Annotated in this window: 25 protein-coding genes; 13 read left to right on the top strand and 12 right to left on the bottom strand. The window is 71.0% G+C overall.

Annotation, left to right across the window (positions count from 1 at the left end):
- Positions 1-85: 85 nt before the first annotated feature.
- Complete coding sequence (gene snpA / locus ACWDX7_RS22045) at positions 86-748, top strand: snapalysin (RefSeq protein WP_451492664.1); 663 nt, start codon at positions 86-88, stop codon at positions 746-748.
- A gap of 6 nt (positions 749-754) precedes the next feature.
- On the opposite strand, the gene ACWDX7_RS22040 is transcribed toward snpA, so the two are convergent.
- From ACWDX7_RS22040 to ACWDX7_RS22020, 5 genes are all read right to left on the bottom strand, one after another.
- Positions 755-970, bottom strand: coding sequence for a hypothetical protein (locus ACWDX7_RS22040; protein WP_451492665.1), 216 nt, complete (start codon positions 968-970; stop codon positions 755-757).
- A gap of 135 nt (positions 971-1,105) precedes the next feature.
- Entirely contained in the window at positions 1,106-1,687 is a 582-nt protein-coding gene (locus ACWDX7_RS22035) for a dihydrofolate reductase family protein (RefSeq protein ID WP_451492666.1), read from the bottom strand.
- Between the two features lie 107 nt (positions 1,688-1,794).
- On the bottom strand, positions 1,795-2,388 hold the full coding sequence (locus ACWDX7_RS22030) for a GNAT family N-acetyltransferase (protein WP_451492667.1): 594 nt from the start codon (positions 2,386-2,388) through the stop codon (positions 1,795-1,797).
- A gap of 252 nt (positions 2,389-2,640) precedes the next feature.
- The gene (locus ACWDX7_RS22025; RefSeq protein ID WP_451492668.1) at positions 2,641-3,681 is read right to left on the bottom strand and encodes a family 2 encapsulin nanocompartment cargo protein polyprenyl transferase; all 1,041 of its coding nucleotides are present in this window, start codon (positions 3,679-3,681) and stop codon (positions 2,641-2,643) included.
- Positions 3,682-3,742: 61 nt separating this feature from the next.
- A complete protein-coding gene (locus ACWDX7_RS22020) occupies positions 3,743-5,155 on the bottom strand; it encodes a family 2B encapsulin nanocompartment shell protein (RefSeq protein ID WP_451492669.1) in 1,413 nt (470 codons plus the stop codon).
- 460 nt (positions 5,156-5,615) lie between these two features.
- Here ACWDX7_RS22020 and ACWDX7_RS22015 point away from each other — a divergent pair, with 460 nt between their 5' ends.
- The 3 genes from ACWDX7_RS22015 (at position 5,616) to ACWDX7_RS22005 (ending at position 8,625) form a co-directional block, all read left to right on the top strand.
- Entirely contained in the window at positions 5,616-6,812 is a 1,197-nt protein-coding gene (locus tag ACWDX7_RS22015; protein WP_451492670.1) for a globin domain-containing protein, read from the top strand.
- 197 nt (positions 6,813-7,009) lie between these two features.
- Complete coding sequence (locus ACWDX7_RS22010; protein ID WP_451492671.1) at positions 7,010-7,600, top strand: N-acetylmuramoyl-L-alanine amidase; 591 nt, start codon at positions 7,010-7,012, stop codon at positions 7,598-7,600.
- A 116-nt stretch (positions 7,601-7,716) separates the two neighbouring features.
- Positions 7,717-8,625, top strand: a complete 909-nt coding sequence (locus ACWDX7_RS22005; RefSeq protein WP_451492672.1) for a 1-aminocyclopropane-1-carboxylate deaminase/D-cysteine desulfhydrase — start codon at positions 7,717-7,719, stop codon at positions 8,623-8,625.
- Positions 8,626-8,872: 247 nt separating this feature from the next.
- Here the strand turns inward: ACWDX7_RS22005 and ACWDX7_RS22000 are convergent, their stop codons facing one another.
- Complete coding sequence (locus ACWDX7_RS22000) at positions 8,873-10,450, bottom strand: Na+/H+ antiporter (RefSeq protein WP_451492673.1); 1,578 nt, start codon at positions 10,448-10,450, stop codon at positions 8,873-8,875.
- A 78-nt stretch (positions 10,451-10,528) separates the two neighbouring features.
- Here ACWDX7_RS22000 and ACWDX7_RS21995 point away from each other — a divergent pair, with 78 nt between their 5' ends.
- The 3 genes from ACWDX7_RS21995 to ACWDX7_RS21985 all read left to right on the top strand — a co-directional run bounded on the left by ACWDX7_RS21995 (position 10,529) and on the right by ACWDX7_RS21985 (position 12,449).
- Positions 10,529-10,789 (top strand): UBP-type zinc finger domain-containing protein, encoded by a 261-nt coding sequence (locus ACWDX7_RS21995; protein WP_451492674.1) that lies wholly within the window; start codon positions 10,529-10,531, stop codon positions 10,787-10,789.
- A gap of 212 nt (positions 10,790-11,001) precedes the next feature.
- Positions 11,002-11,415 carry an anti-sigma regulatory factor gene (locus ACWDX7_RS21990; RefSeq protein ID WP_451492675.1) on the top strand — a complete coding sequence of 138 codons (414 nt, stop codon included), beginning with the start codon at positions 11,002-11,004 and terminating at the stop codon, positions 11,413-11,415.
- A 17-nt stretch (positions 11,416-11,432) separates the two neighbouring features.
- Positions 11,433-12,449, top strand: a complete 1,017-nt coding sequence (locus ACWDX7_RS21985; RefSeq protein ID WP_451492676.1) for an RNA polymerase sigma factor SigF — start codon at positions 11,433-11,435, stop codon at positions 12,447-12,449.
- A 35-nt stretch (positions 12,450-12,484) separates the two neighbouring features.
- On the opposite strand, the gene ACWDX7_RS21980 is transcribed toward ACWDX7_RS21985, so the two are convergent.
- Complete coding sequence (locus tag ACWDX7_RS21980; protein WP_451492677.1) at positions 12,485-12,940, bottom strand: hypothetical protein; 456 nt, start codon at positions 12,938-12,940, stop codon at positions 12,485-12,487.
- 84 nt (positions 12,941-13,024) lie between these two features.
- On the opposite strand from ACWDX7_RS21980, the gene ACWDX7_RS21975 reads away from it, so the two are divergent.
- Complete coding sequence (locus tag ACWDX7_RS21975) at positions 13,025-13,990, top strand: diacylglycerol/lipid kinase family protein (RefSeq protein WP_451492678.1); 966 nt, start codon at positions 13,025-13,027, stop codon at positions 13,988-13,990.
- Between the two features lie 319 nt (positions 13,991-14,309).
- On the top strand, positions 14,310-14,567 hold the full coding sequence (locus ACWDX7_RS21970) for a WhiB family transcriptional regulator (RefSeq protein WP_003953983.1): 258 nt from the start codon (positions 14,310-14,312) through the stop codon (positions 14,565-14,567).
- A gap of 219 nt (positions 14,568-14,786) precedes the next feature.
- Here ACWDX7_RS21970 and ACWDX7_RS21965 read toward each other — a convergent pair whose 3' ends face one another.
- The gene (locus ACWDX7_RS21965; RefSeq protein ID WP_451492704.1) at positions 14,787-16,256 is read right to left on the bottom strand and encodes a sensor histidine kinase; all 1,470 of its coding nucleotides are present in this window, start codon (positions 16,254-16,256) and stop codon (positions 14,787-14,789) included.
- 647 nt (positions 16,257-16,903) lie between these two features.
- Between ACWDX7_RS21965 and nagB the strand changes: the two genes are divergently transcribed.
- On the top strand, positions 16,904-17,689 hold the full coding sequence (gene nagB / locus ACWDX7_RS21960) for a glucosamine-6-phosphate deaminase (protein ID WP_451492679.1): 786 nt from the start codon (positions 16,904-16,906) through the stop codon (positions 17,687-17,689).
- A gap of 102 nt (positions 17,690-17,791) precedes the next feature.
- Here the strand turns inward: nagB and ACWDX7_RS21955 are convergent, their stop codons facing one another.
- From ACWDX7_RS21955 to ACWDX7_RS21940, 4 genes are all read right to left on the bottom strand, one after another.
- Positions 17,792-19,291: a glycoside hydrolase family 3 protein gene (locus tag ACWDX7_RS21955; RefSeq protein WP_451492680.1), complete on the bottom strand. Its 1,500-nt coding sequence runs from the start codon at positions 19,289-19,291 to the stop codon at positions 17,792-17,794.
- 8 nt (positions 19,292-19,299) lie between these two features.
- On the bottom strand, positions 19,300-20,136 hold the full coding sequence (locus ACWDX7_RS21950; protein ID WP_451492705.1) for a carbohydrate ABC transporter permease: 837 nt from the start codon (positions 20,134-20,136) through the stop codon (positions 19,300-19,302).
- A 68-nt stretch (positions 20,137-20,204) separates the two neighbouring features.
- On the bottom strand, positions 20,205-21,236 hold the full coding sequence (locus ACWDX7_RS21945; protein WP_451492681.1) for a carbohydrate ABC transporter permease: 1,032 nt from the start codon (positions 21,234-21,236) through the stop codon (positions 20,205-20,207).
- Between the two features lie 187 nt (positions 21,237-21,423).
- Positions 21,424-22,707 carry an extracellular solute-binding protein gene (locus ACWDX7_RS21940; protein WP_451492682.1) on the bottom strand — a complete coding sequence of 428 codons (1,284 nt, stop codon included), beginning with the start codon at positions 22,705-22,707 and terminating at the stop codon, positions 21,424-21,426.
- A 292-nt stretch (positions 22,708-22,999) separates the two neighbouring features.
- On the opposite strand from ACWDX7_RS21940, the gene ACWDX7_RS21935 reads away from it, so the two are divergent.
- From ACWDX7_RS21935 to ACWDX7_RS21925, 3 genes are all read left to right on the top strand, one after another.
- Entirely contained in the window at positions 23,000-23,764 is a 765-nt protein-coding gene (locus ACWDX7_RS21935) for a GntR family transcriptional regulator (protein ID WP_451492706.1), read from the top strand.
- A gap of 216 nt (positions 23,765-23,980) precedes the next feature.
- A complete protein-coding gene (locus ACWDX7_RS21930; RefSeq protein ID WP_451492683.1) occupies positions 23,981-26,227 on the top strand; it encodes a carbon starvation CstA family protein in 2,247 nt (748 codons plus the stop codon).
- Positions 26,224-26,418: a YbdD/YjiX family protein gene (locus ACWDX7_RS21925; RefSeq protein WP_451492684.1), complete on the top strand. Its 195-nt coding sequence runs from the start codon at positions 26,224-26,226 to the stop codon at positions 26,416-26,418. The genes ACWDX7_RS21930 and ACWDX7_RS21925 overlap by 4 nt, the downstream gene beginning before the upstream one ends.
- Positions 26,419-26,431: the final 13 nt, after the last annotated feature.

Below are 26,431 nucleotides of genomic sequence, written 5' to 3'. Positions count from 1 at the left end.
ACATCATCCGCCCGGCCCATCCGCTCCCCCAGACTCCGGTACCGAACGACCCACCCCCCACACCGGATGAGCAGGAGCACTCCCCATGCGCCACTCCCGTAAGGTCACGCTGGCCGCTACCGTCGGCATCGCCATCGCGACCGCCCTGGGCGCCGTCCCCGCCGCCAGCGCCGCGCCCGCCGCCAACCGCGCCGGCAGCCCCGCCAGCTATGCCGCGTACGAGCGCTCGCAGGAGAACGCGGCCGCCAACCGCGCCTTCTTCGACGCCGTGCGGCACGCGGTCGCCGAGCAGCGCGCCGCCAACCCGGGCGCCCTCGCCGTGACCGTCACCTACAACACCCGCAACGCGCCGAGCTTCCGCAGCCAGATAGCCAGCTCGACCCGGATCTGGAACAGCTCGGTCAGCAACGTCAAACTGCAGGAGGTGTCCTCCGGCGGGAACTTCTCGTACCGCGAGGGCAACGACTCACGCGGCTCGTACGCCAGCACGGACGGGCACGGCCGGGGCTACATCTTCCTGGACTACCGGCAGAACCAGATCTACAACTCCACCCGGGTGACCTCGCACGAGACCGGCCACGTGCTGGGTCTGCCGGACCACTACTCGGGTCCGTGCAGCGAGCTCATGTCGGGCGGCGGGCCGGGCACCTCCTGCACGAACGCCACCCCGAACAGCACCGAGCGGGCACGCGTCAACCAGCTGTGGGCCAACGGCCTCGTCGCCTCCGGTCTGGACGCGAAGGGCTGACCCGTCCTACGCCTGCGGACGGACGCGGACCTCCGGGACGTACGCAGGGCACTTCGGGTTCCGGCAGGGACCCGGCCCCCACTCGGGGATGAAGATCCCGAGTGACTTGCGCCGCCTGACCACCGTGTCGACGGGGCTCCCGCAGGTCGGGCAGGTCTTCTGCCCGCGCCCGGCCTGCGGGGTGACCCTCTCGTGCGCGTGCTGCTGCTCTTCACCGGCCATACCTCCACGGTAGGACGGTTTTGTCCGTTCCGCGGGGCCGGTGCCCGCGTTTTCAGCCCCCAGGGGCGGCCCGGGGGCAGCCCGTACCGGCGCAGCTCGCGGTCAGCGGTCGCCGCTGGCGGTCAGCGCCTCCGCTCAGCGCTCGCGCGCGTACCGGGTCACGACCTGGCCGCCGCCGAAGCCCCTCACCTCGGTCAGCCGCAGGGCGCGGGGCTCGAAGCCCGCCCGGGCCATGGGCATGCCGGCGCCCGCGAAGACGGGGTACGTCTTGACGACGAACTCGTCGATCTCGTCCACCAGCTCACCCGCCAGCCCCGACCCCCCGCAGAGCCAGATGCCGAGGCCGTCCTGCGCCTTGAGCTCGCGCACCCGTTGCACGAGGTCCCCCGAGACGAGCTCGACGGCCGGGTCCGGCGATGTGGCGAGCGAGCGGCTGGCCACGTACTGCCTGAGGTGTGCGTACGGGCTGCTCAGGCCCAGTTTCAGCCCGATGTCGTAGGTCGCACGCCCCATCAGGACGGCGTCGAAGTGCTTGGCTTCGAAGGTGGCCAGGCCCAGCATCGCCTGCCCGTGCGTGGGGATGGTCTCCGCCCACTCCGTCGTCAGGTACTCGATGAACTCCGGGTCCAGGTACTGGTTGAAATAGTCACCGCCACCGTCCGGGGCGGCGATGTAGCCGTCGAGCGACGTGGCGATGAAGTACGTGAGCTTGCGCAAGCGAGTCTCTTCCGTTCGACAGGTCCTCCGGCAGCCGAGGACGTCACGTAAAGTACTTCACCCGGAGTGGTTAGGCAAGGCGTACGGAGCCTGGTCGAGTACGGTGGTCACCCCTGCGGCTTACGCCACATGGGCCACATCAGCGGGCCATCCGGCAGCCGCACCGCCGTTCCGGTGAACTCCCAGCCGAGCCGCTCGTAGAGCCGCATGCTGCGTTCGCTGCTCGCCTCCAGGTACGCCGGCACGCCCTCGCGGTCGCAGCGCTCCAGCACCGGCCGGATCAGCTCGCTGCCGAGCCCCTCCCCCTGCCGGTCCGGGGCGACCGCGATCATCAGCAGGTACTCGTGCTCCTCCGCCGTGGGGTGCACCGCCGCCGTCAGCCTGCCGACCAGCTCGCACCGCTCGTTGTCCGGGTCCGCGGCGGCGCGCATCTTCGCCGGAATCTCGTCCTCCCCCTCCGGCACACCCGCGGGGATCCGCAGCCACAGCGCGGCCGCCGAGCCGTCCGCCGCGTAGTCGATGCGGCCCTCGGCCAGCGCCACGTCCACGAAGACGCCCAGGAACTTCCCGTGTACGGCGGCCCGGTGCTCCGGGTCCGGGAAGACCCAGCTGCTGACGGGGTCGGTGCGGAAGGCCTCGTCGAGCAGCCGGGCGACCGCGTCCCGGTCCGACTGATCCGCCTGACGTATTTCCAGCCCCACTGGTACACCCTTCGCTCATGTGTCAATCACCTTGAGTGATCGTAGAGTTGGCGCCCGTACGCGGAAAGGCCTGTTCCGGCACACATCCGGTGCCGGAACAGGCCCTTCCCATGCCTCCCGGGCGTTTCCCCTGCCTTCCCGGGCCTCCACCTGCCTTCCCCGGCCCTCACCTGCCTTCCCGGGCCTTTCCCTTGCCTCCGGGCATTCCGCCGCCTTCCGGGGGGCCTTCCCGCCCGTGGGCCTACCGGCGGCTCACCTCGTACGCCGCGTGACGAACTCCGCCAGCGCCAGCAGCCCGCCCGCCGCGCCCAGGTCGGGTACGGCCCTGGACAGCTGCTGCACCGCCCGGCCCATGCGGTCCGCGGCATGGGCCTGCGCCCAGTCGCGCCCGCCGGCCCGGTCCACCGCGTCGGCGGCCCGGCGTAAGTCGTCCCCGCTCATGGGGCCCGCGTACAGGGCGGCCAGCTCCTCCCCGGCCGCGGTCCCCGAGGTGAGGGCGGCCACGACGGGGAGGGACTTCTTGCGGGCGAGCAGATCGGCTCCGGCGGGCTTGCCCGTATGCCCCGGATCCCCCCAGATGCCGATCAGGTCGTCGATCAGCTGGAAGGCCAGGCCGGCCTCCCGCCCGAAGGCGTCCATCGCGTCGACCTCGTCCGGCGCGGCTCCCGCGTACAGCGCGCCGAGCGCGCAGGCGCAGCCCAGCAGGGCGCCGGTCTTGGCCGTGGCCATGGTCAGGCACTCGTCGAGCGAGACGTACGCGCGCTGCTCGAAGGCGCAGTCCGCCTGCTGTCCCGCGCACAGCTCGATGACACAGGTCGCGAGCCGGGCGCAGGCCGCCGCCGCGGCCGGATGCGGATCCTGTGCGAGCAGCCGCAGCGCCAGCGCCACCATGGCGTCGCCCGTGATGATCGCGTCCGCGCTTCCGAACACCGTCCAGGCCGTGGCCCTGCCGCGCCTGCGGGCGTCCTTGTCGATGACGTCGTCGTGCAGCAGCGTGAAGTTGTGCGCCAGTTCCACGGCCACCGCCGGCCGTACCGCGTCCTCGGCGCCGCCGTTCACGGCCTGGGCCGCGGCGAGCACCAGGGCGGGCCGGATGGCCTTGCCCGCGTGGCCCGCGGCGGGCGTGCCGTCCGCCTGCTCCCAGCCGAAGTGGTACATCGCCACGCGCCGCATCGATCCGGGCAGGCTCTCCACCGCCCGGCGCAGCTCCGGGTCAACCGTTTCTCTCGTCCGTTCGAGGAGGGCCGCGGCCTCCTGGCCCTCGCCGGTGGTGATCGCCTCAGTGGTCGCCATGGCGTTTCCCCGATGCTTCCGCATGCTGCCGCACGCTCCCGATGTCCTTCGGCCGGCGGGCTCAGTGCCAGCGGCCGATTTCGACGTTCTCCAGTACGCCGAGCGCGTCGGGCACCAGGACCGCGGCGGAGAAGTAGGCGGTGACCAGGTACGAGATGATCGCCTGCTCGCTGATCCCCATGAAGCGGACCGACAGGCTCGGCTCGATCTCGTCCGGGATGCCGGGCTGGTGCAGCCCGATCACACCCTGCTCGTCCTCGCCGGTACGCATGCAGAGGATGGAGGTGGTCCGGGCGTCACTGATCGGGATCTTGTTGCTCGGGAAGATCGGCACCCCGCGCCAGGACGGCACCCGGTGGCCGCCGAAGTCCACCGACTCCGGGTACAGCCCGCGCCGGTTGCACTCGCGGCCGAAGGCGGCGATCGCCTTGGGGTGCGCGAGGAAGAACTTAGAGCCGCGCCGCATGCTGAGCAGCTGGTCCATGTCGTCCGGGCCGGGCACGCCGTCGTGCGGCTGGATGCGCTGGTCGTATTCGGCGTTGTGGAGGAGCCCGAATCCGGGGTTGTTGAGCATCTCGTGCTCCTGGCGCTCGCGGAGCGCCTCGACCGTGAGCCGCAACTGCTGCTCGGTCTGGTTCATCGGCTGGTTGTACAGGTCGGCGACGCGCGTGTGCACCCGCAGGACCGTTTGTGCAATGGAGAGCTCGTACTCGCGCGGTCGGGCCTCGTAGTCCACGAAGGTGCCGGGGAGGACGGCCTCGCCCTGGTGGCCGGCGGAGAGGTCGATCGCGGCTTCGCCGTACTTGTTGGTGCGCTGGGCGGGCAGCGACCGTACGCGTTCCACGTGCTGGCGCAGCGAGTCGACCCGGTCCGCGAGCAGTTGGAAGTCCTGGCGCGACAGCACGAGCGCGGTGCCGGAGGTCGCGGCGCGGGCGGTGTACTCCCAGATCGCCTCCTCGTCGACGAGGGAGTCCTCGCCGAAGTAGGCGCCGTCGGCGACGGTCCGCAGGACGGCGTCGTCGCCGTAGGGTCCCGGGCCGACGTGGTCGATGCGGCCGTGGGCGAGCAGGAAGACCTGGTCGGAGGCGTTGCCGAAGGAGGTCAGCTCCTGGCCGGCCTCGAAGTCGACCTGCCGGCAGCGCTGGGAGAGCTCCCCGAGGACCTCCATGTCCTCGTACTCGCGCAGCAGCGGCAGTTCACCGAGCTCCGCCGGGATCACCTGGACCTGGGTCCCGGTCTTGATGAATTCCACGCGCCCGTCGCCGACCGAGTAGGTCAGTCGGCGGTTCACGCGGTAGGTACCGCCCTGCACGGACACCCACGGGAGCATCTTCAGGAGCCACCGGGAGGTGATCTCCTGCATCTGCGGGGCGGACTTGGTCGTGGTTGCCAAGTTCCGGGCGGCCGATGTCCCCAGACTGCGCCGCGGTGCCTGGTTCTCGGTTTCGGTTTCGGAACTTGCCTGGACCGACATGTATTTGCCTTTCGATCACTCCATGAATCTGCGGGACCAGCCTTCCAGTACGGAACGCGGTGGAACCATTACACAAAAGGATGGGACTACTCCGTCCGAGGAAGGGGCAATCTGTGGGGTTCAGCCCGCCCGCCGGGCGCCCCTGCCGACCCGCGGCTTTCGGCCACCCTGGGTTGATCGGCACGGGGCTGCCCGCTTTCCACGAGAGCGGGACGTGAGGCCTGGCGGCCACCGCGACGCGGCCGTCCCTCCCCTGCATTTCAGGCCCGGCCGGGCCCGGGGCGACCGGCGCTGACCGGAGGCCGGATGGCCGGTTACCACCGGCCGCCGCGCTGCCCGAACTCAACCTGACGGGAAGATCGAACGGAAGTTCGCATCGCGCCGGCTCTCTGCTGTGCTTGCAGATCCCCGCCTTCCACAGCCGCGTTGTCCCAGATGCCCCTTACGCGAGGAGTCCCCCATGCTCTCCGAGAAGTCCACCGCGACCGTACGAGCCACCCTGCCCGCCATCGGGGCGGCCATCGGCGACATCACGGAGCTCTTCTACGCGAAGCTGTTCGCGGCCCACCCGGAGCTGCTGCGCGACCTCTTCAACCGGGGCAACCAGAACGCCGGACTCCAGAAGCAGGCCCTAGCCGGTTCCATCGCGGCCTTCGCGACCCACCTCGTCGAGCACCCGGACACCCGTCCCGACGTGATGCTCGGCCGCATCGCCCACAAGCACGCCTCGCTCGGCGTCACCCGCGATCAGTACCCCGTCGTCCACCGGTACCTCTTCGAGGCCATCGCCGAGATACTCGGCGAGGCCGTCACCCCCGAGGTCGCGCAGGCCTGGGACGAGGTCTACTGGCTGATGGCCCATGCCCTGGCCACCATCGAGGAGCGCCTCTACGCCGAGCGGCAGGTCATCGCCGGCGACGTGTGGCGGGAGTGGACGGTCACGGGACGCGTCGAGGAGACGCCCGACTGCACGACCTTCCGGATCGCCCCCGCCGACGGCGCCCCCGCGCCCGGCTGCAAGCCCGGCCAGTACGTCTCGGTCCAGGTGGAGCTCCCGGACGGCGCCCGCCAGATCCGTCAGTACAGCCTCATCACCTCCCCCGGCTCCCCGGTCCGCGCGATCACCGTCAAGCGGGTCCACGGCCCGGCCGCCGCGGGGCCCGAGGGCGAGGTCTCCAACCACCTTCACGCCAACGTCGCGGCGGGGGACCGGATCCGCGTCTCCGCCCCCTACGGCGACCTGGTCCTGCGGGATTCGGACACCCCGGTCCTGCTCGCCTCGGCGGGCATCGGCTGCACCCCGATGCTCGCGATGCTGGAGCACCTGGCCGACATCGGGCACACGGCCCCGGTGACCGTCCTGCACGCCGACCGCTCCCCCGGTGACCACCCCCTGCGGGCCGACCACCGGGCCCTGACCTACAAGCTCCCCGACGCCTCGGCCGCCTTCTGGTACGAGGAGGCGGCGGAGCCGGGCGACCGCGAGGGCCGTCTCGACCTCTCGGACGTCCCGGTGCTCCCCGGCACCACGGCGTACCTGTGCGGGCCGCTTCCCTTCATGAGGTCCGTGCGCGAGCAGCTCATCGCCAAGGGCGTAGCGGCCGCCGACATCCACTACGAGGTGTTCGGCCCCGACCTGTGGCTCGCCCCGGCGTGACGTGACAGGACCTGATGGGACGTGACGGGACGGGACCTGAGCTCCGGCTGTTGCGTCTGAGCCGATCCGGCCGCTGTCCGGATCGGCTCGCTTGGTGTACGAACGCACTAGCCGCGGAAGGAGTGCCTCCGCTACACCCGTGGGAGAACAGGGCGGTCACGCGAGGTGACCGCCGAGCCACCGTGAAGGAGGCGGTCATGGCCGCACCCATGTCCGCGAACCGGTTCATCGACGCCTTGCGGAAGGAGGGCCTGACCGTCGTGGAGGTCGGCGCCTGGCGCACCCACAACCGCAACCACAAGGGCCCCTGGGGGCCGGTGCACGGGGTGATGATCCACCACACCGTGACGAGCGGCACCGCCCGCACCGTCCAGCTCTGCCGCGAGGGCCACGACCGCCTCCCCGGCCCCCTGTGCCACGGGGTCATCGCCAAGGACGGCCGCGTCCACCTGGTCGGCTACGGCCGCGCCAACCACGCCGGCTCCGGCGACTCGGACGTCCTGGCGGCGGTGATCGCGGAACGGCGGCTCCCGCCGGACAACCAGACGGACACCGACGGCAACCGGCACTTCTACGGCTTCGAGTGCGAGAACCTCGGCGACGGCGAGGACCCCTGGCCGGCGGTCCAGCTGGACGCGATCAGCCGCGCGGCAGCCGCCGTCTGCCGCGTCCACGCCTGGACCGCACGCTCGGTGATCGGCCACCTGGAATGGCAGCCGGGCAAGATCGACCCCAGAGGCTTCACGATGGCCTCGCTCCGCGACCGAGTCGCGGAACGCCTGAAGTAACGCCCCCCCGAAAGCACAGGACGCCCGTCGCCTCCGAGAACCACCGGCGCGGGGGGGGGGCAGCCGGGGCGGGGGGCAGCCGGGGCGGGGCGGGCTCCGCCGGGGACAATGGACGGGTGAGCCACCCCGAGACCGACGCCGAGGCACTGCGGGCGCGTCCGCCGTCCCCGGTGCAGGAGGTCCGCGATGAGCGGTTCGCCGCGGGCGGGGTGCGGTTGCTGCTCAAGCGGGACGATCTCGTCCATCCGGAGCTGCCCGGCAACAAGTGGCGCAAGCTCGCACCGAATCTGCGGGCCGCGGTGGCGGCCGGGCACCGGAGCCTGGTGACCTTCGGCGGGGCGTATTCGAACCACCTGCGCGCCACCGCCGCGGCCGGGCGGCTACTGGGGCTGGAGACCATCGGACTGGTGCGCGGCGACGAACTGGCCGGCCGCCCGCTCAACGCCTCCCTCGCCCGGTGCGCCGCGGACGGCATGCGCCTGCACTTCGTCTGCCGCGCCGACTACCGCCGCAAGGCCGAGCCGCAGACGCTGGCCCGGCTGCTGGAGGGGGCCGGCGCGCAGGGGGCGTACGCCGTCCCGGAGGGCGGCAGCAACAGCCTCGCGCTGCGGGGCTGCGCCGAGCTGGGCCGCGAGCTGCGCGCCGCGGCCGACGTGGTCGCGGTGGCCTGCGGGACGGGCGGCACCCTGGCGGGACTGGCGGCCGGGCTGGCTCCGGGGCAGCGGGCGCTCGGCGTACCGGTGCTGGCGGGCGGTTTCCTGGCCGCGGAGATACGTTCCCTCCAGCTCGCCGCTTTCGGCGGCCCGGCGGGCGACTGGGCCCTGGCCGAGGGCTACCACCACGGCGGCTACGGCCGTGTCCCGCCGGCCCTCGACCGCTTCGCCGCCGACTTCGAGGCCCGCCACGGGCTCCCGGTCGAGCGCCTCTACGTCGCCAAGCTGCTCTGGGCCCTGACCGACCTCACCGCCTCCGGCGCCTTCCCCCGGGGCACCACCCTGGCCGCGGTCATCACCGGCCGGCCGTAGCCCCCTGCCGGCCGGGACCCCGACTCCGCCCTCCACCGGGCGGGAGCGGAAGAGGGCCCGCAGCCGGCCGGAGTCAGCCGGCGCCGCCCGACCGCGGCCACCGCCGCACCGCCGACCCCGGTCGCGACGGGCGCTGCGGCGCGCGGGCGACAGCGGACGCGGAAACCAGGGCCCGCCCGGTACGGGAAACCCGCCGCGGCCCGGGCACCATCCACCGGGCCACAACCGCACCGCTCCCCGCCTGGGGTCAGGCCGCCTCGCGGTAGGCCGCCGCCTCCTCCAGGTCCAGCCTGCGCAGCAGCGCCCGCAGCATTTCGTCGTCGATGCGGCGGCGGTCGCGCAGCGAGACGAAGACCTCCCGCTCAGCGGCGATCATCTCGCGTGCCAGGCGCCGGTAGACGTCGTCCGCCGACTCTCCGGTGATCGCGTCGACCTCGCCCAGCCGCTCCCACACCGCGTTGCGGCGCCGCTCCAGCACGGTGCGGAGCCGGTTCGCCAGCGGCGGCGGCAGGCTGTTGCCCGGCTGCTCCAGCAGCTCCGTCAGCCGGTCCTCCGCCGCCCGTGAGGCCTCGCTCTGCGCCTGCGCCTCCGCCAGGGTCTCGGTGTGCGGATCGCGTGGCGGCAGCTTCAGCAGCCGGATCAGCGGTGGCAGCGTCAGGCCCTGCAGCACCAGGGTCCCGATGACCGTGGTGAAGGTCAGGAAGAGGATGAGGTCCCGGTGCGGCACGGACATGGGCACGGAGAACGCCATGGCGAGCGAGACCACGCCGCGCATCCCCGCCCAGCCGACGATCACCGGCGCCTTCCAGGTGGTGTCGGGCTCCCGGGTGCGGATCCGGGCCGACAGCCGGCGCGGGACGAAGGTCGCCGGGAACACCCACACGAAGCGCGCCACCACCACCGCGAGGAAGACGGCGGTCGCGTACCAGGCCGCGTGCAGCCCCTCGTACTCGCCCAAGCCCTTGAGGACGAGCGGCAGCTGAAGCCCGATCAGGGCGAAGACCACGGACTCCAGGACGAAGGCGACCACCCTCCACACCGCCTCCTCCTGGAGCCGGGTGGCGAAGTCGACCTGCCAGTTCCGGTGCCCGAGGTACAGGGCGACGACGACCACGGCGAGCACACCGGAGGCGTGCACCCGTTCGGCCGCCGCGTACGCCACGAAGGGGATCATCAGCGACAGGGTGTTCTGGAGCAGGGGCTCCCGCAGCCGCTTGCGCAGCTGGTGGATCGGGACCATCAGCAGCAGGCCCACGCCGACCCCGCCCACCGAGGCCAGCAGGAACTCCGCGATCCCGCCCGCCCAGCCCGAGCCGACCCCGACCGCCGCCGCCAGTGCCACCTTGTACGCGGTGATGGCGGTGGCGTCATTCACCAGGGACTCGCCCTGCAGGATGGTAGTCATACGGCTCGGCAGGCCGAGTTTGCGGGCGATGGCGGTGGCCGCGACCGCGTCGGGCGGCGCGATCACCGCGCCCAGCACCAGCGCCACGGGCAGGGACAGCCCCGGCACCACCAGGTACGCCGCGTAGCCGACGGCGAGCGTCGCGAAGAGCACGTACCCCACCGACAGCATCGCGATGGGCCGGACGTTCGCCCGCAGGTCCAGGTACGAGCTGTCCACGGCGGCCGTGTGCAGCAGGGGCGGGAGCAGCAGCGGCAGCACGATGTGCGGGTCGAGGGCGTAGGAGGGCACGCCCGGGACGTACGCAGCGATCAGTCCGGCCGCGACCAGCAGCAGGGGCGCGGGCACGGGTGTCCGGCGGGCCAGCCCCGCGACGGCCGCGCTGCCCGCCACCAGCGCCACCAGCGGCAATACGTCCATCGAAGACCAATCCTCACCCGTCGTCGGCCCGCGTCCTCACCCGTCGTCGGCCCGCGCCCGCGTCGTACGCTGGCCATCATGAGCGAGTGCGTCCACGTTCCCGAACTGCCGCGCCCCGAGCCGGTGCCGCTTGCCCAGAGCTGCCCGGAATGTCTGGCGACCGGCAGCCATCCCGTACAGCTGCGGATGTGCCTGTGGTGCGGGTACGTGGGGTGCTGCGACTCCTCGCCGCACCGCCACGCCACGCAGCACTACCACGACACCGGCCATCCGGTGATGCGCAGCTTCGAACCGGGCGAGACCTGGCGGTGGTGTTTTGTCGACGGTTCGATCGTCTGAGGCGGGGTAGGTCAACCCTCCGCCGGTTCCCCCTCATTTGGCCCTTGCAGACCCCTAGCCACTGTCCGTACCCGTGGGCTTACCATCAGTCACGGGGCGCCGCACGGCTGACGGGCCGCCCCCGTGGGCTTCAAGAGGGGTGCCGCGACACGATCGCCCGGATCGCGATAGCGTCACCGGCGAACAGAGCTCGTACCACCTTGGAGGTGAGGGTGTCCCAGATCGCAGGCGAGCCCGGGACCCAGGACTTCGTGGAAGTCCGGCTGCCCGCTGAGGGTGCCTACCTGTCGGTGCTGCGGACGGCCACGGCCGGCCTCGCGGCACGTTTGGACTTCACCCTCGACGAGATCGAGGACCTGCGCATCGCGGTGGACGAGGCTTGCGCGATCCTGCTCCAGCAGGCCGTGCCCGGCTCCGTCCTCAGCTGCGTCTTCCGGCTGGTGGACGATTCGCTGGAGGTGACCGTCTCGGCGCCGACCACGGACGGGCGCGCGCCGGAGCGCGACACGTTCGCCTGGACCGTCCTGTCGGCGCTGGCCGGCAAGGTCGAGGCCACGGTCGAGGAGGACCGGACGGTGAGCATCAGCCTTTACAAACAGCGCGGCGTGGGGCCAGGCCCGGCGTGAGCGGCGGGGAGGTCCCGGTGCGGGGTGGGGATCGGCCCCGGGTACGGCACGAGGTCGACGGCGGCATCCCGGAGCAGCACCAGGCCCGGCCGCACCCGGCTGACGCGGATGCGGAAGACGGCTTTTTGGACTCGGCGGAGCGACGGGCGGGCCCTATGAGCGAGAACCAGCACGACGGACCACAGCCACCTCAGGGCGCGGCAGCGGCCCCGGCGGCCCCTGCGGAACCGATGGTCCAGTCGGCACCGGTGTTCCCGGTGACGGCGGCGCTGCCGGATCCGCGCGACCGCAGTGGCGCGCGGTCCCTGTTCATCGAGCTGCGGGCGATGCCCGAGGGCTCGTTGGAGCGGGCGGAGCTGCGCAACCGCCTGGTCCGGATGCACCTGCCGCTGGTCGAGCACCTGGCACGGCGGTTCCGCAACCGCGGAGAGCCGCTGGACGACCTGACGCAGGTCGCCACGATCGGCCTCATCAAGTCCGTGGACCGGTTCGACCCGGACCGCGGGGTCGAGTTCTCCACGTACGCCACGCCCACGGTGGTCGGTGAGATCAAGCGCCACTTCCGTGACAAGGGCTGGGCGGTACGGGTGCCGCGCCGCCTCCAGGAGCTGCGGCTGTCCCTGACGACGGCCACGGCGGAGCTGTCCCAGCAGCACGGCCGCTCCCCGACGGTCCACGAACTGGCCGAGCGGCTGGGGATCTCCGAGGAGGAGGTCTTGGAGGGGCTGGAATCGGCCAATGCCTACAGCACCCTCTCGCTGGACGTCCCCGACACCGACGACGAGTCGCCGGCGGTCGCGGACACCCTGGGCGCGGAGGACGAGGCCCTGGAGGGCGTCGAGTACCGGGAGTCGCTCAAACCGCTACTGGAGGGGCTGCCGCCACGGGAGAAGCGGATCTTGCTGCTGCGCTTCTTCGGCAACATGACGCAGTCGCAGATCGCCCAGGAGGTCGGCATCTCCCAGATGCACGTCTCCCGCCTGCTGGCCCGCACCCTGGCCCAGCTGCGCGAAAAGCTCCTGGTCGAGGAGTAGGTCCCGCGCAGGTACCGCGAGAGGGAACGTCCGGGTTATCGGGTCTGCTCGCCGGGCCCGATACCCAGGGCTTCGGTCGCCGCCGGGCTCAGGAGCAGGGCCACGACGGCCACCGCGGCCACCGCCAGCGCCACCGCGGCTGCGGTCATCGCGCCGCCCGCGGTCCAGAGCGTCCAGGCCACCGGCATCGCCATCAGCTGGGTGATCACCGCGGGGCCGCGGCTCCAGCGGCGGCCCAGGCGCAGCCCTCGGGCCGCGACCAGCGGCAGGGCGGCCAGCGCGAGCAGGGTGATCCCGCCGGTCTCGGCCTGCTGCGCGGAGTCGGGGTCCCCGGCGACGCCCACGAACAGCATGTAGACGCCGAGGCCCGCGAGCGCCAGGCCCTCCAGGGCGGTGAGCGCGGCGGCGGCGGTCAGCCGGCCGGGGAGAGCGGCGGCCGGGGCGGCGTCGGGGTCGGGGCCGGGGGCATTCGAGGGGGGCTTCGTACTCACCCCAGCAGGGTAGCCGCGGCGGCGCTGACGGATAGCGGACGGGCAGTAGGGTCGGCCCGCTCAGGGGTGGGTAGTGTGGCGCTCATGCGTGCACTTCTCGTGGCCAACCCAGCAGCGACGACCACCAGTGCGCGCACGCGCGACGTCCTGACCCACGCCCTGGCCAGCGAGATGAAGCTGGAGGCGGTGACCACCGAGTACCGGGGTCACGCCCGGGACCTGGGCCGCCGGGCCGCGCGGGAGGGCCTGGACCTCGTCGTGGCCCTGGGCGGCGACGGCACCGTCAACGAGGTCGTCAACGGGCTGCTGCACGACGGGCCCGATCCGGAGCGGCTGCCCAGGCTGGCGGTGGTTCCCGGCGGCTCCACCAATGTCTTCGCGCGGGCCCTCGGACTGCCCAACGACGCGGTCGAGGCGACGGGCGCCCTGCTGGACGCGCTGCGGGAGCGGCGCGAGCGGACGGTGGGCCTGGGTCTGGCGGCCGGTACCCCCGGCACGGAGGACGAAGCGGTTCCGGCGCGCTGGTTCACCTTCTGCGCGGGCTTCGGTTTCGACGCGGGTGTGGTGGGGCGGGTCGAACAGCAGCGGGAGCGGGGCAAGCGTTCGACGCACGCGCTGTACGTACGACAGCTGCTGCGCCAGTTCCTGGAGGAACCGAACCGCCGGCACGGCACGGTCACGCTGGAGCGGCCGGGCGCGGACCCGGTGACGAACCTGGTGCTGTCCATAGTCTGCAACACCTCGCCGTGGACGTACCTGGGCAACCGGCCGCTTTACGCGTCCCCACAGGCATCGTTCGATACCGCGCTTGACGTACTGGCATTGAACCGTTTGTCAACTTCGGCGGTCGCCCGATATGCCACACAGCTCCTGACCTCGACTCCTGAGCGTGGCCCACACGGCAAGCACGCAGTGTCTCTACACGATCTGACCGACTTCACCTTGCATTCCAAGGTTCCGCTGCCGTTCCAGATGGACGGAGACCACCTGGGCCTGCGGACCAGCGTTCAGTTCACAGGCGTACGCCGTGCACTGCGTGTGATTGTGTGAGTGGAAGGGTCGAAAGGCCTTTCACTCGAACGTTTACACGCCGGTCCACCCCTAGGAACTAGGGCTGTGACCTAGTAGACACCGACGAATCCAAAAAAACTTGCCGGAAGGGGTTGTATCCCCGTCCGAGGTTTGCGAATCTCTACATGGCGATCGGGACAGCCCGCAGCACCCGGCACCCACACAGACCGCCAGAACCCCTCCACGAATCAGGACCGCACCCGGGAAACTGGGCGTTCGCCCTTCCCTCACGGGGGGATTCGTGAAAGCGTTCACATTCACAAGCAACCAGCTGGTAATACAAGGAGATGGAGCAGCCATGGACTGGCGTCACAACGCCGTTTGCCGCGAGGAAGACCCGGAACTCTTCTTCCCCATCGGCAACACCGGTCCTGCGCTGCTGCAGATCGAGGAAGCCAAGGCCGTCTGCCGCCGCTGCCCCGTCATGGAGCAGTGCCTGCAGTGGGCGCTTGAGTCCGGCCAGGACTCGGGTGTCTGGGGCGGTCTCAGCGAGGACGAGCGCCGCGCGATGAAGCGCCGCGCCGCCCGCAACCGGGCGCGCAACGCCAGCGCCTGACAACGACTTTCGAGCCTCGACGCAGCGCGCAGTACCCCAGAGAAGCGCCTGGCAATGTGCTCTTGAACCCCGGTCCGGGGATCGCCCCCAGCTCACGCTGGAGGCGCCCCGGGTCCGGGGTTCAGTGCTGTCCGGTCGGGGTCCGGTGCTGTCCGGTCACGCTGGGTGACGGGCCGGGGCCCAGCCTGGCGTCCCGGCACCCCCGCACCCGCTTCCCGGCTACTTCTGGGGGCTGGACGGAACGTCGAGGACGACCTTGGTTCCGCGCGGCTCCATCCGCACCATGTCGAAGGTGCCGCCGAGCTCGCCTTCCACGAGGGTCCGTACGATCTGCAGCCCGAGATTGCCGGCCCGCTGCGGATCGAATCCCTCGGGCAGACCGCTCCCGTCGTCCAGCACCGTGATCAGCAGGCGGGCATCGGCGCGGCCGCTGCCGGTGCGCGTGGCGTAGACCTCGACCGTGCCGCCCTCCCCCTGGGTGAAGGCGTGCTCCAGGGCGTTCTGCAGGACTTCGGTCAGGACCATCGACAGCGGGGTGGCGACCTCGGCGTCCAGGATGCCGAACCGGCCGGTGCGGCGGCAGTCGACCTTGCCCGGCGAGATCTCCGAGACCATCGCGATCACCCGGTCGGCGATCTCGTCGAACTCGACCCGCTCGTCCAGGTTCTGAGACAGCGTCTCGTGCACGATGGCGATCGAACCGACCCGGCGGACGGCCTCGTTGAGTGCCTCGCGGCCGTTCTCGGAATCCATCCGGCGGGCCTGGAGCCGCAAGAGCGCGGCCACGGTCTGGAGGTTGTTCTTCACCCGGTGGTGGATCTCCCGGATGGTCGCGTCCTTGGTGATCAACTCCCGTTCGCGACGGCGCAGTTCGGTGACGTCGCGGCACAGCACGAGGGAACCGATCCGGGTCCCCTTCGGCTTGAGGGGAATGGCGCGCAGCTGGATGACTCCGCCGTTGCCCTCGACCTCCGTCTCGCGGGGGGCCCAGCCACTGGCGAGTTTGACCAGGGCCTCGTCGACCGGGCCGCGGGAGGGGGCCAGTTCGGTGGTGGTGTCGCCCAGGTGCTGGCCCACCAGGTCGGAGGCGAGGCCCAGCCGGTGGTACGCGGAAAGCGCGTTGGGCGAGGCGTACGTCACCACGCCTTCGGCATCGAGCCGGATCAGGCCGTCCCCGACGCGCGGCGAGGCGTCCATGTCGACCTGCTGGCCGGGGAAGGGGAAGGAACCCGCCGCGATCATCTGGGCGAGGTCGGAGGCGGACTGGAGGTAGGTCAGCTCCAGCCGGCTCGGTGTCCGCACGGTCAGCAGGTTGGTGTTGCGGGCGATGACGCCCAGGACCCGTCCCTCGCGGCGCACGGGGATCGACTCGACGCGGACGGGGACCTCCTCGCGCCACTCCGGGTCCCCCTCGCGTACGATCCGGCCCTCGTCCAGGGCGGCGTCGAGCAGCGGGCGGCGGCCGCGCGGAATCAGGTGGCCGACCATGTCGTCCTGGTAGGAGGTGGGCCCGGTGTTGGGCCGCATCTGCGCGACCGAGACGTACCGGGAGCCGTCCAGGGTGGGCACCCACAGCACGAGGTCGGCGAAGGAGAGGTCGGAGAGCAGCTGCCACTCCGAGACCAGCAGGTGCAGCCACTCCAGGTCGGTTTCACTGAGAGCGGTGTGCTGGCGTACGAGGTCGTTCATGGAGGGCACGTGGCGAGCGTACCCCGGGTACGGCTCATCACTTTGCGCACCGGGGTACTCAGGAGTATCCAGGAGGGCCGATGGCCGCGTACTGTTGGAGGAAGTGACGGGACCGCAGTGTCCCTCATGGATGGACAGAACAGATTGGTCTAGTCCAGAATTGACTTAAGCTTCCGCCCTCCCCGCACAGGAGGACGGATCGAGGAAGCCGCGCGCTCTGCCCTGACCGCGCAGGCCCCTCCCACCGGCCGCCGGGAACCGCACACCCGTCGGCCGTAAGTACTCCGGGCTACGGTGCCGGGCGGGCTGAGGGTCCCGTCCTGCACCGTGGCCCAGAGGAATTTTCGGGGCGGAATTTTGGGCGGAGCCACCGGGCCGGATCTGCCCGAGCGGAGCCCTCGCGGCATTCCCCGGCGGTCTTGTGGGCCTTCAAGAATGGCCACCCCCTGGCTGACTGCCTGGCGCCGCCCGAACCCCATGCCGCGACCCCCGCACATCTCCCGCCTACGGGCCGGAACGGCCGCCCCGACGGGAGGCCGGGCGCCGGAAAACGGATCACCATGGACAGGGGAGAGACCCCCGCCCACAGACAAGGGCTCTGCTAGATTGGTCTATACCACAACGCCCTCTCAGATCGGCAGGCCCCCGTGGAAGTTGTCATCGTCCCGGACGCCAAGGCAGGCGGCGAGCTCATCGCGGAGGCCATGGCCGCCCTGGTCCGCCGCAAGCCCGACGCCCTGCTCGGCGTGGCGACCGGCTCTACCCCGCTGCCCGTCTACGAGGCCCTCGCCGCCAAGGTCAGGTCCGGCCAGGTGGACGCCTCCCGGGCCCGGATATGCCAGCTGGACGAGTACGTCGGCCTGCCGCCCGGCCACCCCGAGTCCTACCGCGCCGTCGTCCTGCGCGAGGTCGTCGAGCCCCTCGGCCTCTCCGAGGCCTCCTTCATCGGCCCGGACGGCTGCGCCGAGGACATCGTGGGCGCGTGCGAGGCGTACGACCAGGCCCTCGCCATGGCCGGCGGCGTCGACCTCCAGCTGCTGGGCATCGGTACGGACGGCCACATCGGCTTCAACGAGCCCTGCTCCTCCCTCGCCTCCCGCACCCGCATCAAGACGCTGACGCAGCGGACCCGCGTGGACAACGCGCGCTTCTTCGACAACGACATGGACCAGGTTCCGCACCACGTCATCACCCAGGGCATCGGCACCATCCTCGACGCCCGCCACCTGGTCCTGCTGGCCACCGGCGAGGGCAAGGCCGATGCCGTCGCGCAGACCGTCGAGGGCCCGCTGTCCGCCCTGGTGCCTGCCTCCGCGCTGCAACTGCACCCGCACGCGACCGTGGTCGTGGACGAGGCGGCCGCCTCGAAGCTGAAGCTGGCCGACTACTTCCGCCACACCTACGCCAACAAGCCGGCCTGGCAGGGCCTGTAGGCCCTCACCCCGTACGGCGAAAGGCCGGGCGCTCCCCCGCTGGGGAGGCCCGGCCTCTCGCATGTCCGCGCCGGGCGGAGCCGGTGGACGGCGGCCCGGGGCTCACACCCCGGCGATGACCTCCGCCGCCGCCCGGCCGCACACGCGGGACGCGCCGTGCGTCGCGATGTGCAACGCCCCCCGCGGCTCCGCGCGCGGCAGGCCCATCTCGACCACGACCGTGTCCGGCCGGGCCGAGACCAAGGCCGCCAGGGCCCGCGTCATCCAGGGGTGCCGGTGCGCGTCGCGTACCACCGCGACGACGGTACGGTCCCCCGCGGCCGCCAGGATGTCCGCGGCCGAGGCGCCCTCGGGGTAATCGCCCGCGGTGGTGCCGGGCACCAGCGCGGCCAGTTCACCGGCCACGCCCCAGGGGGTCTCGTCGCCCACCGCGATGTTCGCGACCGGGGTCAGGGTGGCCACGTACGGGCGGGGGACCGGCGACGCGGTGCCGGTCACGGCCACCGCGCGGCGGGCCGCCGTCAGCCCGATGCCGCCGGCGCCGCCCGCCCCCGCCGAAGCGTCCGGCAGCGGCCGGCGGGCCCGGCCGGCCCGGTGGGTCCACTCGGCCAGCGCCCGCACCCGGGCCGCCGCGTCGGCGAGCCGCTCCTCGGGGAGGGCGCCCTCGCGTACGGCCCCGACCAGCGCGTCGCGCAGCCGCACCACGGTGGCCTCGTCGGCGAGTCCGCCGCCGACGCAGATCGCGTCGGCGCCGGCCGCGATGGCCAGGACCGAGCCGCGCTCGATGCCGTACGTTCCGGCGATGGCGTTCATCTCCATGCCGTCGGTGACGATCAGGCCCTGGTAGCCGAGCTCCTCGCGCAGCAGACCGGTCAGGATCCGCGGGCTGAGGGTGGCCGGCCGGGTCGCATCGAGGGCGGGCACCAGGATGTGCGCGCTCATCACGGCCTTGGTGCCGGCCTCGATGGCCGCCTTGAAGGGGATGAACTCGCGGGCGCGGAGCGTCTCCAGGTCCACGTCGATGCGCGGCATCGCGTGGTGCGAGTCCACGTTGGTGTCGCCGTGGCCCGGGAAGTGCTTGGTGCACGCCGCGACGCCGGCTGCCTGGAGGCCTTCGACGTACGCGGCGGTGTGCCGGGCGGCGAGGCGGGTGTCCGCGCCGAAGGACCGTACGCCGATCACCGGATTGTCCGGGTTGGAATTGACGTCCGCGGACGGGGCCCAGTTGAGGTTGACCCCGCAGTCGGCGAGGCGCCGGCCCAGCTCGCGGGCGACGTCCCGGGTCAGGGCGGTGTCGTCGACGGCGCCCAGGGCGAGGTTGCCGGGGAAGGAGGAACCGCCCCGCACCTCCAGGCGGGTCACGTCGCCGCCCTCCTCGTCGATGGCGACCAGTACGTCGTCCCGCTCGGCGCGCAGCTGCGCGGTGAGCGCGGCGAGCTGCCCGGGGGAGGCGATGTTGCGGCCGAAGAGGCCGACGGCGGTGAGGCCTTCGCCGACCCGGCGCAGCAGCCAGGCGGGGGCGGTGGTGCCTTCGAAGCCGGGCTGGAGGACCGCGAGGGCGTCCCTGGTGAGGGTGTCGGTGCGGTGCGCAAGGACAGTCATGGCGGCCGTTATCCCTTCACGGCGCCGGCGGTCATGCCGCCGACGGCCTTGCGCTGGAGGAAGATGAAGATCAGCAGGACCGGGAGCGCGAAGAGCGAGGACGCGGCCATGGTGGCGCCCCAGTCGTTGCCGAAGGCCGACATGAACTGGGTCAGCCAGAGCGGCAGGGTCTGCGCGGTCTTCTCCTTGTTCAGGATCAGGACCATCGCGAACTCGTTCCAGGCCGTGATGAAGCCGAAGAGCGAGGTGGACATCAGGCCGGGCGCCAGCAGGGGGAAGATCACCTTGCGGAAGGCCTGGCCGCGGGTGCAGCCGTCGATCTGGGCGGCCTCCTCCAGCGTCACCGGGACGGCGGCGATGAAGCCGCGCAGGGTCCATATGGTGAAGGGGAGGACCATCACGAAGTAGATGGCGGTGAGCAGCGGGAGGCTGTTCAGCATCTCGCCGTCGCGGGCGATCATGTACATCGCGATGACCATGACCTCCCACGGCGCCATCTGGGCCATCATCACGGCGAGGACGAGGCCCTTGCGGCCCTTGAACCTCATGCGGGCGATGGCGAAGCTCGCGGCGAGGGCGACGAGCAGGGCCAGCAGCACGGCGCCGACGGTGACCAGGACGCTGTTGGTGACGTACGTCCAGAAGTGGTCGACCCCGGTGGCCTTGGTGAAGTTGTCCAGGGTCGGGGTGAAGGCGAAGACGGGATCCTTGGCGAGGATCTCGCTCGACGGCTTGAGGGCCGAGGAGAACATCCAGTACACGGGGAAGACGAAGAGGACGGCCAAGAGGAGCGCGCCGAGGTTCTTGGCGACCGCTGCGGGGCGGACGGGCCGGCGGGTGCGCAGCCGCTGCGCGGGCTTCGAGGACGGGGCGGGCGGCGCGGGCGGCGCTGCCTTCGGGGCGGTGCTCGTGCTCACTGCTCCTCCTCCTGCTTCAGGATCAGGCGGAAGTAGAAGGACATGACGATCACGAGGATGAGGATCGTCAGGACGGAGATGGCGGCGGCGAGGCCGTAGTGGGCCTGGCTCTGGCCCTCGACGTACGCGAACACCGGCAGGATCTCGGAGGCGCGGTCGGGGCCGCCCTTGTTCATCGCGTAGACCTGGGTGAAGGCCTTGAAGACCCAGATCACCTCAAGGAAGGTGGTGACGAGGAAGAAGGGCTTCAGGCTGGGGAAGACGACCTTCCAGAAGGTCTGCCAGCCGTTGGCCCCGTCCATCCGGGCGGCCTCGTACAGCTCGGCGCCGACCGTGGTGAGGCCGGCGTACATGTTGAGGGCGACGAAGGGGATGGAGCCCCAGGTCACCAGGACCGTGACGATCGTCAGGGTGGAGAGGCCGGTCTCGAACCAGTTGTGCTGCTCGTAGCCGGTGAAACCGGCGGTGCGCATCACCCAGTTCATGACGCCGAACTGCTCGTCGAACAGCCAGTGGAAGACCTGCACCGAGGCGACGATCGGCATGGCCCAGGCCATCACGAGCGCCATGGACAGGACCAGGCGCATCCACGTGCCGAGCCGGTTCAGCAGGATGCCGATCAGGCTGCCCAGCACCATGATCAGCGCGACGTTGGCCAGGGTGAAGGCGAAGCTGCGGACGACGACGGTCCAGAAGTCCGGATCCCCCAGCAGCTGGGTGTAGTTGCCGAATCCCGCGAAGGGGTACTTCCGCTGGATGAACTCGATCTTGTTGATGTCCTGGAAGGACAGGATCACGTTTTTGATCAGCGGGTACAGCAGCAGGACCGCGAGGCTGAGCACCGCGGGCCCGACCAGCAGGTAGGGCAGCCACCCCGAGGGGAGCGGCCTTCTGCCGCCGCGAGGAGACGTACGGCCCCGCTCGGGGCCGGTCGCGGAGGCGGGCTCCTTCGTCGGGGGCCGTCCGGCGGACTGGTGTGGTGCGTCCTGTGGAGCGCGGGTCGTCGCTCCCTGGGAGTGCACGGTCATGGCTTGGCTTCCTCGCGGTTGACTGTGGAGTCAAATGCGCGACCGGGGGCGCGGCAGGCGTCCGGGTGCCTGCCGCACCCCCCGGTGCGTTCACACTGCTGGGTCGTGCGGGTACTGCGGTGTGCGGTTCCCCGCACCGTGCTGACCCGGGGCGTGCTCCCCCGGGGCGTGCTCCCCCGGGGCGGGGTTACTTGTTGATGCGGTTCGCGATTTCCTTGTCCGCGTCCGCGCCCGCCTTGGCGGCGTCCTCACCCTTCAGGACCTTGGTCATGAACTCCTTGATGGGGTTCGGCTCGGTCTCGACGTTCGCCCAGCCCGCGGTGACGGGGGTGATCCTGCCGTTGACCCCGGCCTTGCCCATGGCCTCGGCGAACGAGCCCGCGGCGGGGGTGAAGTTGGCACCCGCCTGGTTCGGGAGCAGCGCGCCCTTGGTCTCGGCGGCGTACTTGGTCATCTGGTCCTTGCCGGCGGCGAGGGCCAGCCACTCCTTGGCGAGCTCCTTGTTCTTGGAGCGCTCGGCGACCGCGAGGTTCGAGCCGCCGAGGAAGACGGTGCTGGTCTTGTCGGCCGTCTTACCCGGGATCGGGAAGTAGCCGAAGTCGGCTTCCTTGCCCGCGTCCTTCAGCGCCTTCTCCGCACCGCCGGCCTCCCAGCCGAGTCCGATCCAGGAGGCGACGCCGCCCTTGGGGATGACGTCGGTGGACTGCTGCGGGTTGGCCTCGTCCTTGTCCTTGGGGGCGGTGGAGAAGGACTGGAGCTTCTTGTAGAAGTCCATGGCGGAGGCGGCCTGCGGCGTGCCCAGCCCGCCCTTCCACTTGCCGCCGTCCTTGACGGCCAGGTCGCCGCCCTCGTCCCATATGAAGCCGGCGAGGACGTACCAGCTCTGGCCGGGCAGGTAGATCGGCTGCGAGGCCGGGTCGGCCGCCTTCAGCTTCTCCAGCCCGGCGATCCACTCGTCGCGGGTCTTCGGCGGGGTGACGCCGGCCTTCTCGAAGGCCTTCTTGTCGTAGATGACGACGCGGTTGGCGGCGTACCAGGGGGCGGAGTAGAGCTTGCCGTCGACCTCGGCCGAGGCGAGCATGCTCTTCTGCCAGGCGTCGGCACCGAGCTTGGCCTTGTCGCCGGTCAGGTCGGCGAGACCGCCGGTGACCGCGTAGCCGGCGGTCTGGGTGTTGCCGAGCTCAAGGACGTCGGGCGGGGTGTCCTCGGAGAGGGCGGTGGTGACCTTCTCCTGGATGCCGGTCCACTTCTGCTCCTCGACCTTGACCGTGACACCGGGGTGCTTGGCCGAGAACTCCTTGTTGACCTCGTCGATCCAGGCCTTGGGCGCGGAGCCGTCCATCACCCAGACGGTGATCTCCTTGGCGCCGCCCGCGTCGGTCTTACCCTTGTCGTCGCCGCCGTTGCCGCACGCCGCGACTGCGGCCATCATGCCTGCGACACTGACCGCCGCGATGAGCTTGCGCTTCACGCCACCCTCCTCAGGGATGCTGCCTGCAACTTCCCTCGCCCACCGCGGTGACGTACGTACCAAGTACTGCCCGTGGGGCCGGGATCTGATCCATATTGGTTTAGACCAGTAACCGGAGCTTGGCCTAGACCTTTAGGGGTGTCAAGGGTCTAATGAGCGGGTGATCGGTCCGTTATCGGACCGACACCTGGGGAGAGAGAAGGCCTGTCCCCCCATACGTGTCACGATGTGACCGCACATATCGGAGGAGCCGGTGACGGCAGCGAAACTGGAGTCGGGAAGGCGGGCGGCGATGGCCACCGAAGGGGCGATCACGGAGCCGGAAGGCGGGCCAGCCACCCGCACGGCGCGTGTACCCAAGTACTACCGACTCAAGCGGCACTTGCTCGACATGACCGAGACGCTGCCGCCCGGCACGCCCGTCCCCCCGGAGCGCACGCTCGCTGCCGAATTCGACACCTCTCGGACCACCGTCCGCCAGGCACTCCAGGAGCTCGTCGTCGAGGGCCGGCTCGAACGGATCCAGGGCAAGGGCACCTTCGTCGCCAAGCCCAAGGTCTCGCAAGCGCTCCAACTGACCTCTTACACCGAGGACATGCGGGCCCAGGGGCTGGAACCGACGTCCCAGCTCCTGGACATCGGGTACGTGACGGCCGACGACACCCTCGCCGGACTGCTCAAGATCACCACGGGCGGACGCGTCCTGCGCATCGAGCGGCTGCGTCTGGCCAGCGGTGAGCCGATGGCCATCGAGACCACTCACCTCTCGGCGAAGCGCTTCCCCGCCCTGCGCCGCTCGCTCGTCAAGTACACCTCTCTCTACACCGCCCTCGCCGAGGTGTACAACGTCCACCTCGCCGAGGCCGAGGAGACCATCGAGACCTCGCTGGCGAGCCCGCGCGAAGCCGGTCTGCTCGGCACCGACGTGGGCCTGCCGATGCTGATGCTCTCGCGGCACTCCCTGGACGCCGACGGGGAACCGGTCGAGTGGGTGCGCTCGGTGTACCGGGGGGACCGCTACAAGTTCGTCGCCCGCCTCAAGCGCCCCGCCGTCTGATCCCGCCAACCGGCCCCCGGCGCCCGGCCTTCGCCCCGCCTCAGCCCGCCCGGCCCGCCCGCCCCGCGCCCCGCACCGCGCGGCCGGAGCCGGTCCCCCTACCGGAACCACGCATCGCAGTTTCGTACCGGTATACGGACGGGGGCTTACGTTCAGCGGGCAACCCCCCGTAGATTCCCTGCGCTTACGCAGGTGATCGACGAGGGGACGAGGACCATGCCGGAACCGGAAGCAACTGGAACAGAACGGGCCGCGGCGAGTCCGGGTACGGGCCCGGACTCGCCTTCCCCGCGCCCGTCGGGGAGGCTTTCCCCGCAGTCGGTCGCCGTGTGGGTGCTCGTGGGCCTCATCGGCGCCGCCGGCTGGGGCGTACTGGCCCTCTCGCGCGGCGAGGAGGTCTCGGCCGCCTGGCTGCTCGCCGCCGCGCTGGGCACGTACGCGATCGGCTACCGCTTCTACGCCCGCTTCATCGCGCACCGCGTCCTGAAGGTGGACCGCACCCGCGCCACCCCCGCGGAACGCCTCGACAACGGTGTCGACTTCCACCCCACCGACCGGCGGGTGCTCTTCGGCCACCACTTCGCCGCCGTCGCCGGCGCCGGCCCGCTCGTGGGCCCCGTGCTCGCCGCTCAGATGGGCTACCTGCCGGGCACCATCTGGATCGTCGTGGGCGTCATCTTCGCCGGCGCCGTCCAGGACATGGTCACGCTGTTCTTCTCCACCCGCCGCGACGGGCGTTCCCTCGGTCAGATGGCCCGTGACGAGATCGGACCCGTCGGCGGAGCCGCCGCCCTGATCGCCGTGTTCGCCATCATGATCATCCTGCTGGCGGTGCTGGCCCTGGTCATCGTCAACGCGCTGGCGCACTCCCCCTGGGGTGTCTTCTCCATCGCGATGACCATCCCGATCGCCCTCTTCATGGGCTTCTACCTCCGCGTGCTGCGTCCCGGCCGGGTCACCGAGGTCTCGGCCATCGGCGTCGCGCTGCTGCTCCTCGCGATCGTGGCGGGCGGCTGGGTCGCCGAGTCCTCGCTGGCCGGCACCTTCACGCTGGAGAAGGAGACGCTGGTCATATGGATGATCGTGTACGGCTTCGTCGCGTCGGTGCTGCCGGTGTGGATGCTGCTCGCGCCCCGCGACTACCTCTCCACCTTCATGAAGGTCGGCACCATCGCGCTGCTCGCGGTGGGCGTGGTCGTCGCCATGCCGACCCTGAAGATGCCCGCGGTCACCGACTTCGCGACCCGCGGCGACGGCCCCGTCTTCGCGGGCTCCATGTTCCCCTTCGTCTTCATCACCATCGCCTGCGGAGCCCTGTCCGGCTTCCACTCGCTGGTCTCCTCGGGCACCACCCCGAAGATGATCCAGAAGGAGACCCAGGTCCGGGTCATCGGCTACGGCGCGATGCTGACCGAGTCCTTCGTCGCCGTCATGGCGATGATCGCCGCCTGCATCATCGAGCCCGGCCTGTTCTTCGCGGTCAACTCCCCCGGCGGCGTCGTCGGCACCACCGTCGAGAGCGCCTCGCAGGCGGTGACGAACTTCGGCTTCGCCATCAGCCCGGAGGCCCTCGCGCAGGCCGCGAAGGACATCGAGGAGACGAGCCTGCTCTCCCGTACGGGCGGCGCGCCGACCTTCGCACTCGGAATGGCGGAAATCTTTTCGGCCGTGATCGGCGGCGCCGGGATGAAGGCCTTCTGGTACCACTTCGCCATCATGTTCGAGGCCCTGTTCATCCTGACGACGGTCGACGCGGGCACCCGGGTCGGCCGGTTCATGCTCCAGGACACCCTGGGCAACGTGCACAAGTCCTTCAAGGACGTCAGCTGGAAGCCGGGCGTGTGGCTCGCGAGTGCCATCGTCGTCGGCGGCTGGGGTTACTTCCTGTGGGTCGGCGTCAAGGACCCGCTGGGTGGCATCAACCAGCTCTTCCCGCTGTTCGGCATCGCGAACCAGCTGCTCGCGGCGGTCGCCCTGGCCGTCTGCACCACGCTGCTGATCAAGTCGGGGCGCCTGAAGTGGGCCTGGGTGACGGGTGTTCCACTCGCGTGGGACGTGGCCGTCACCCTCACCGCCAGCTACCAGAAGATCTTCTCGCAGGACGTGCGGGTCGGCTTCTTCGCGCAGCGCGACAAGTACCAGGAGGGCATCGAGGCTGGCAAGGTCCTGGCGCCGGCGAAGACCATGGACGAGATGCACACCGTGGTCACCAACGCCACCGTGGACGGCGTGCTGTCGGTGCTGTTCGCGGTCCTGATCATCGTCGTGCTGGTGGAGGCGGCCCGGACCTGCTTCAAGGCCATCAGCGCTCCGGAGTCCGTGAAGCTCTCCGAGGCGCCGTGGACCGAGTCGAAGATCATCGCACCGGCGGGGCTGATCGCGACCGCCGAGGAGAAGGCGGAACTCGCCGCCGCGGGGCTCGACTCGAACGGCGGCCGCGTCAAGGAGCCCGCGGCGTCATGAGCCTGCGCGGCACGCTGGCGCGGGTGCGGTTCTACGTACGGGAGTTCTCGGGCGAGGCGGCCTACGACCGGTACGTCACCCACGCCCGCTCCCACGACCCGGACGCGGAGGTCATGACCCGCCGCGCCTTCGAACGCGCCCGCACGGACGCCCGCGAGGCGGACCCCCGCGAGGGCTTCCGCTGCTGCTGAACACGTACGGGGG

Source organism: Streptomyces sp. NPDC003034 (assembly GCF_053591375.1).
Note: the sequence above shows the minus strand (reverse complement) of the source record. Positions and strands in the feature narration are given on the sequence as shown.

Coding starts and splice junctions, on each gene's coding strand:
- ACWDX7_RS21955 (WP_451492680.1), bottom strand. CDS start 19,291: ATGACTGTCCTTGCGCACCGCACCGACACCCTCACCAGGGACGCCCTC.
- ACWDX7_RS22040 (WP_451492665.1), bottom strand. CDS start 970: ATGGCCGGTGAAGAGCAGCAGCACGCGCACGAGAGGGTCACCCCGCAG.
- ACWDX7_RS21975 (WP_451492678.1), top strand. CDS start 13,025: ATGCGTGCACTTCTCGTGGCCAACCCAGCAGCGACGACCACCAGTGCG.
- snpA (WP_451492664.1), top strand. CDS start 86: ATGCGCCACTCCCGTAAGGTCACGCTGGCCGCTACCGTCGGCATCGCC.
- ACWDX7_RS21970 (WP_003953983.1), top strand. CDS start 14,310: ATGGACTGGCGTCACAACGCCGTTTGCCGCGAGGAAGACCCGGAACTC.
- ACWDX7_RS21935 (WP_451492706.1), top strand. CDS start 23,000: ATGGCCACCGAAGGGGCGATCACGGAGCCGGAAGGCGGGCCAGCCACC.
- ACWDX7_RS22010 (WP_451492671.1), top strand. CDS start 7,010: ATGGCCGCACCCATGTCCGCGAACCGGTTCATCGACGCCTTGCGGAAG.
- ACWDX7_RS22000 (WP_451492673.1), bottom strand. CDS start 10,450: ATGGACGTATTGCCGCTGGTGGCGCTGGTGGCGGGCAGCGCGGCCGTC.
- ACWDX7_RS22015 (WP_451492670.1), top strand. CDS start 5,616: ATGCTCTCCGAGAAGTCCACCGCGACCGTACGAGCCACCCTGCCCGCC.
- ACWDX7_RS21930 (WP_451492683.1), top strand. CDS start 23,981: ATGCCGGAACCGGAAGCAACTGGAACAGAACGGGCCGCGGCGAGTCCG.
- ACWDX7_RS21925 (WP_451492684.1), top strand. CDS start 26,224: ATGAGCCTGCGCGGCACGCTGGCGCGGGTGCGGTTCTACGTACGGGAG.
- ACWDX7_RS21945 (WP_451492681.1), bottom strand. CDS start 21,236: ATGACCGTGCACTCCCAGGGAGCGACGACCCGCGCTCCACAGGACGCA.
- ACWDX7_RS22020 (WP_451492669.1), bottom strand. CDS start 5,155: ATGTCGGTCCAGGCAAGTTCCGAAACCGAAACCGAGAACCAGGCACCG.
- ACWDX7_RS21995 (WP_451492674.1), top strand. CDS start 10,529: ATGAGCGAGTGCGTCCACGTTCCCGAACTGCCGCGCCCCGAGCCGGTG.
- ACWDX7_RS22025 (WP_451492668.1), bottom strand. CDS start 3,681: ATGGCGACCACTGAGGCGATCACCACCGGCGAGGGCCAGGAGGCCGCG.
- ACWDX7_RS21965 (WP_451492704.1), bottom strand. CDS start 16,256: ATGAACGACCTCGTACGCCAGCACACCGCTCTCAGTGAAACCGACCTG.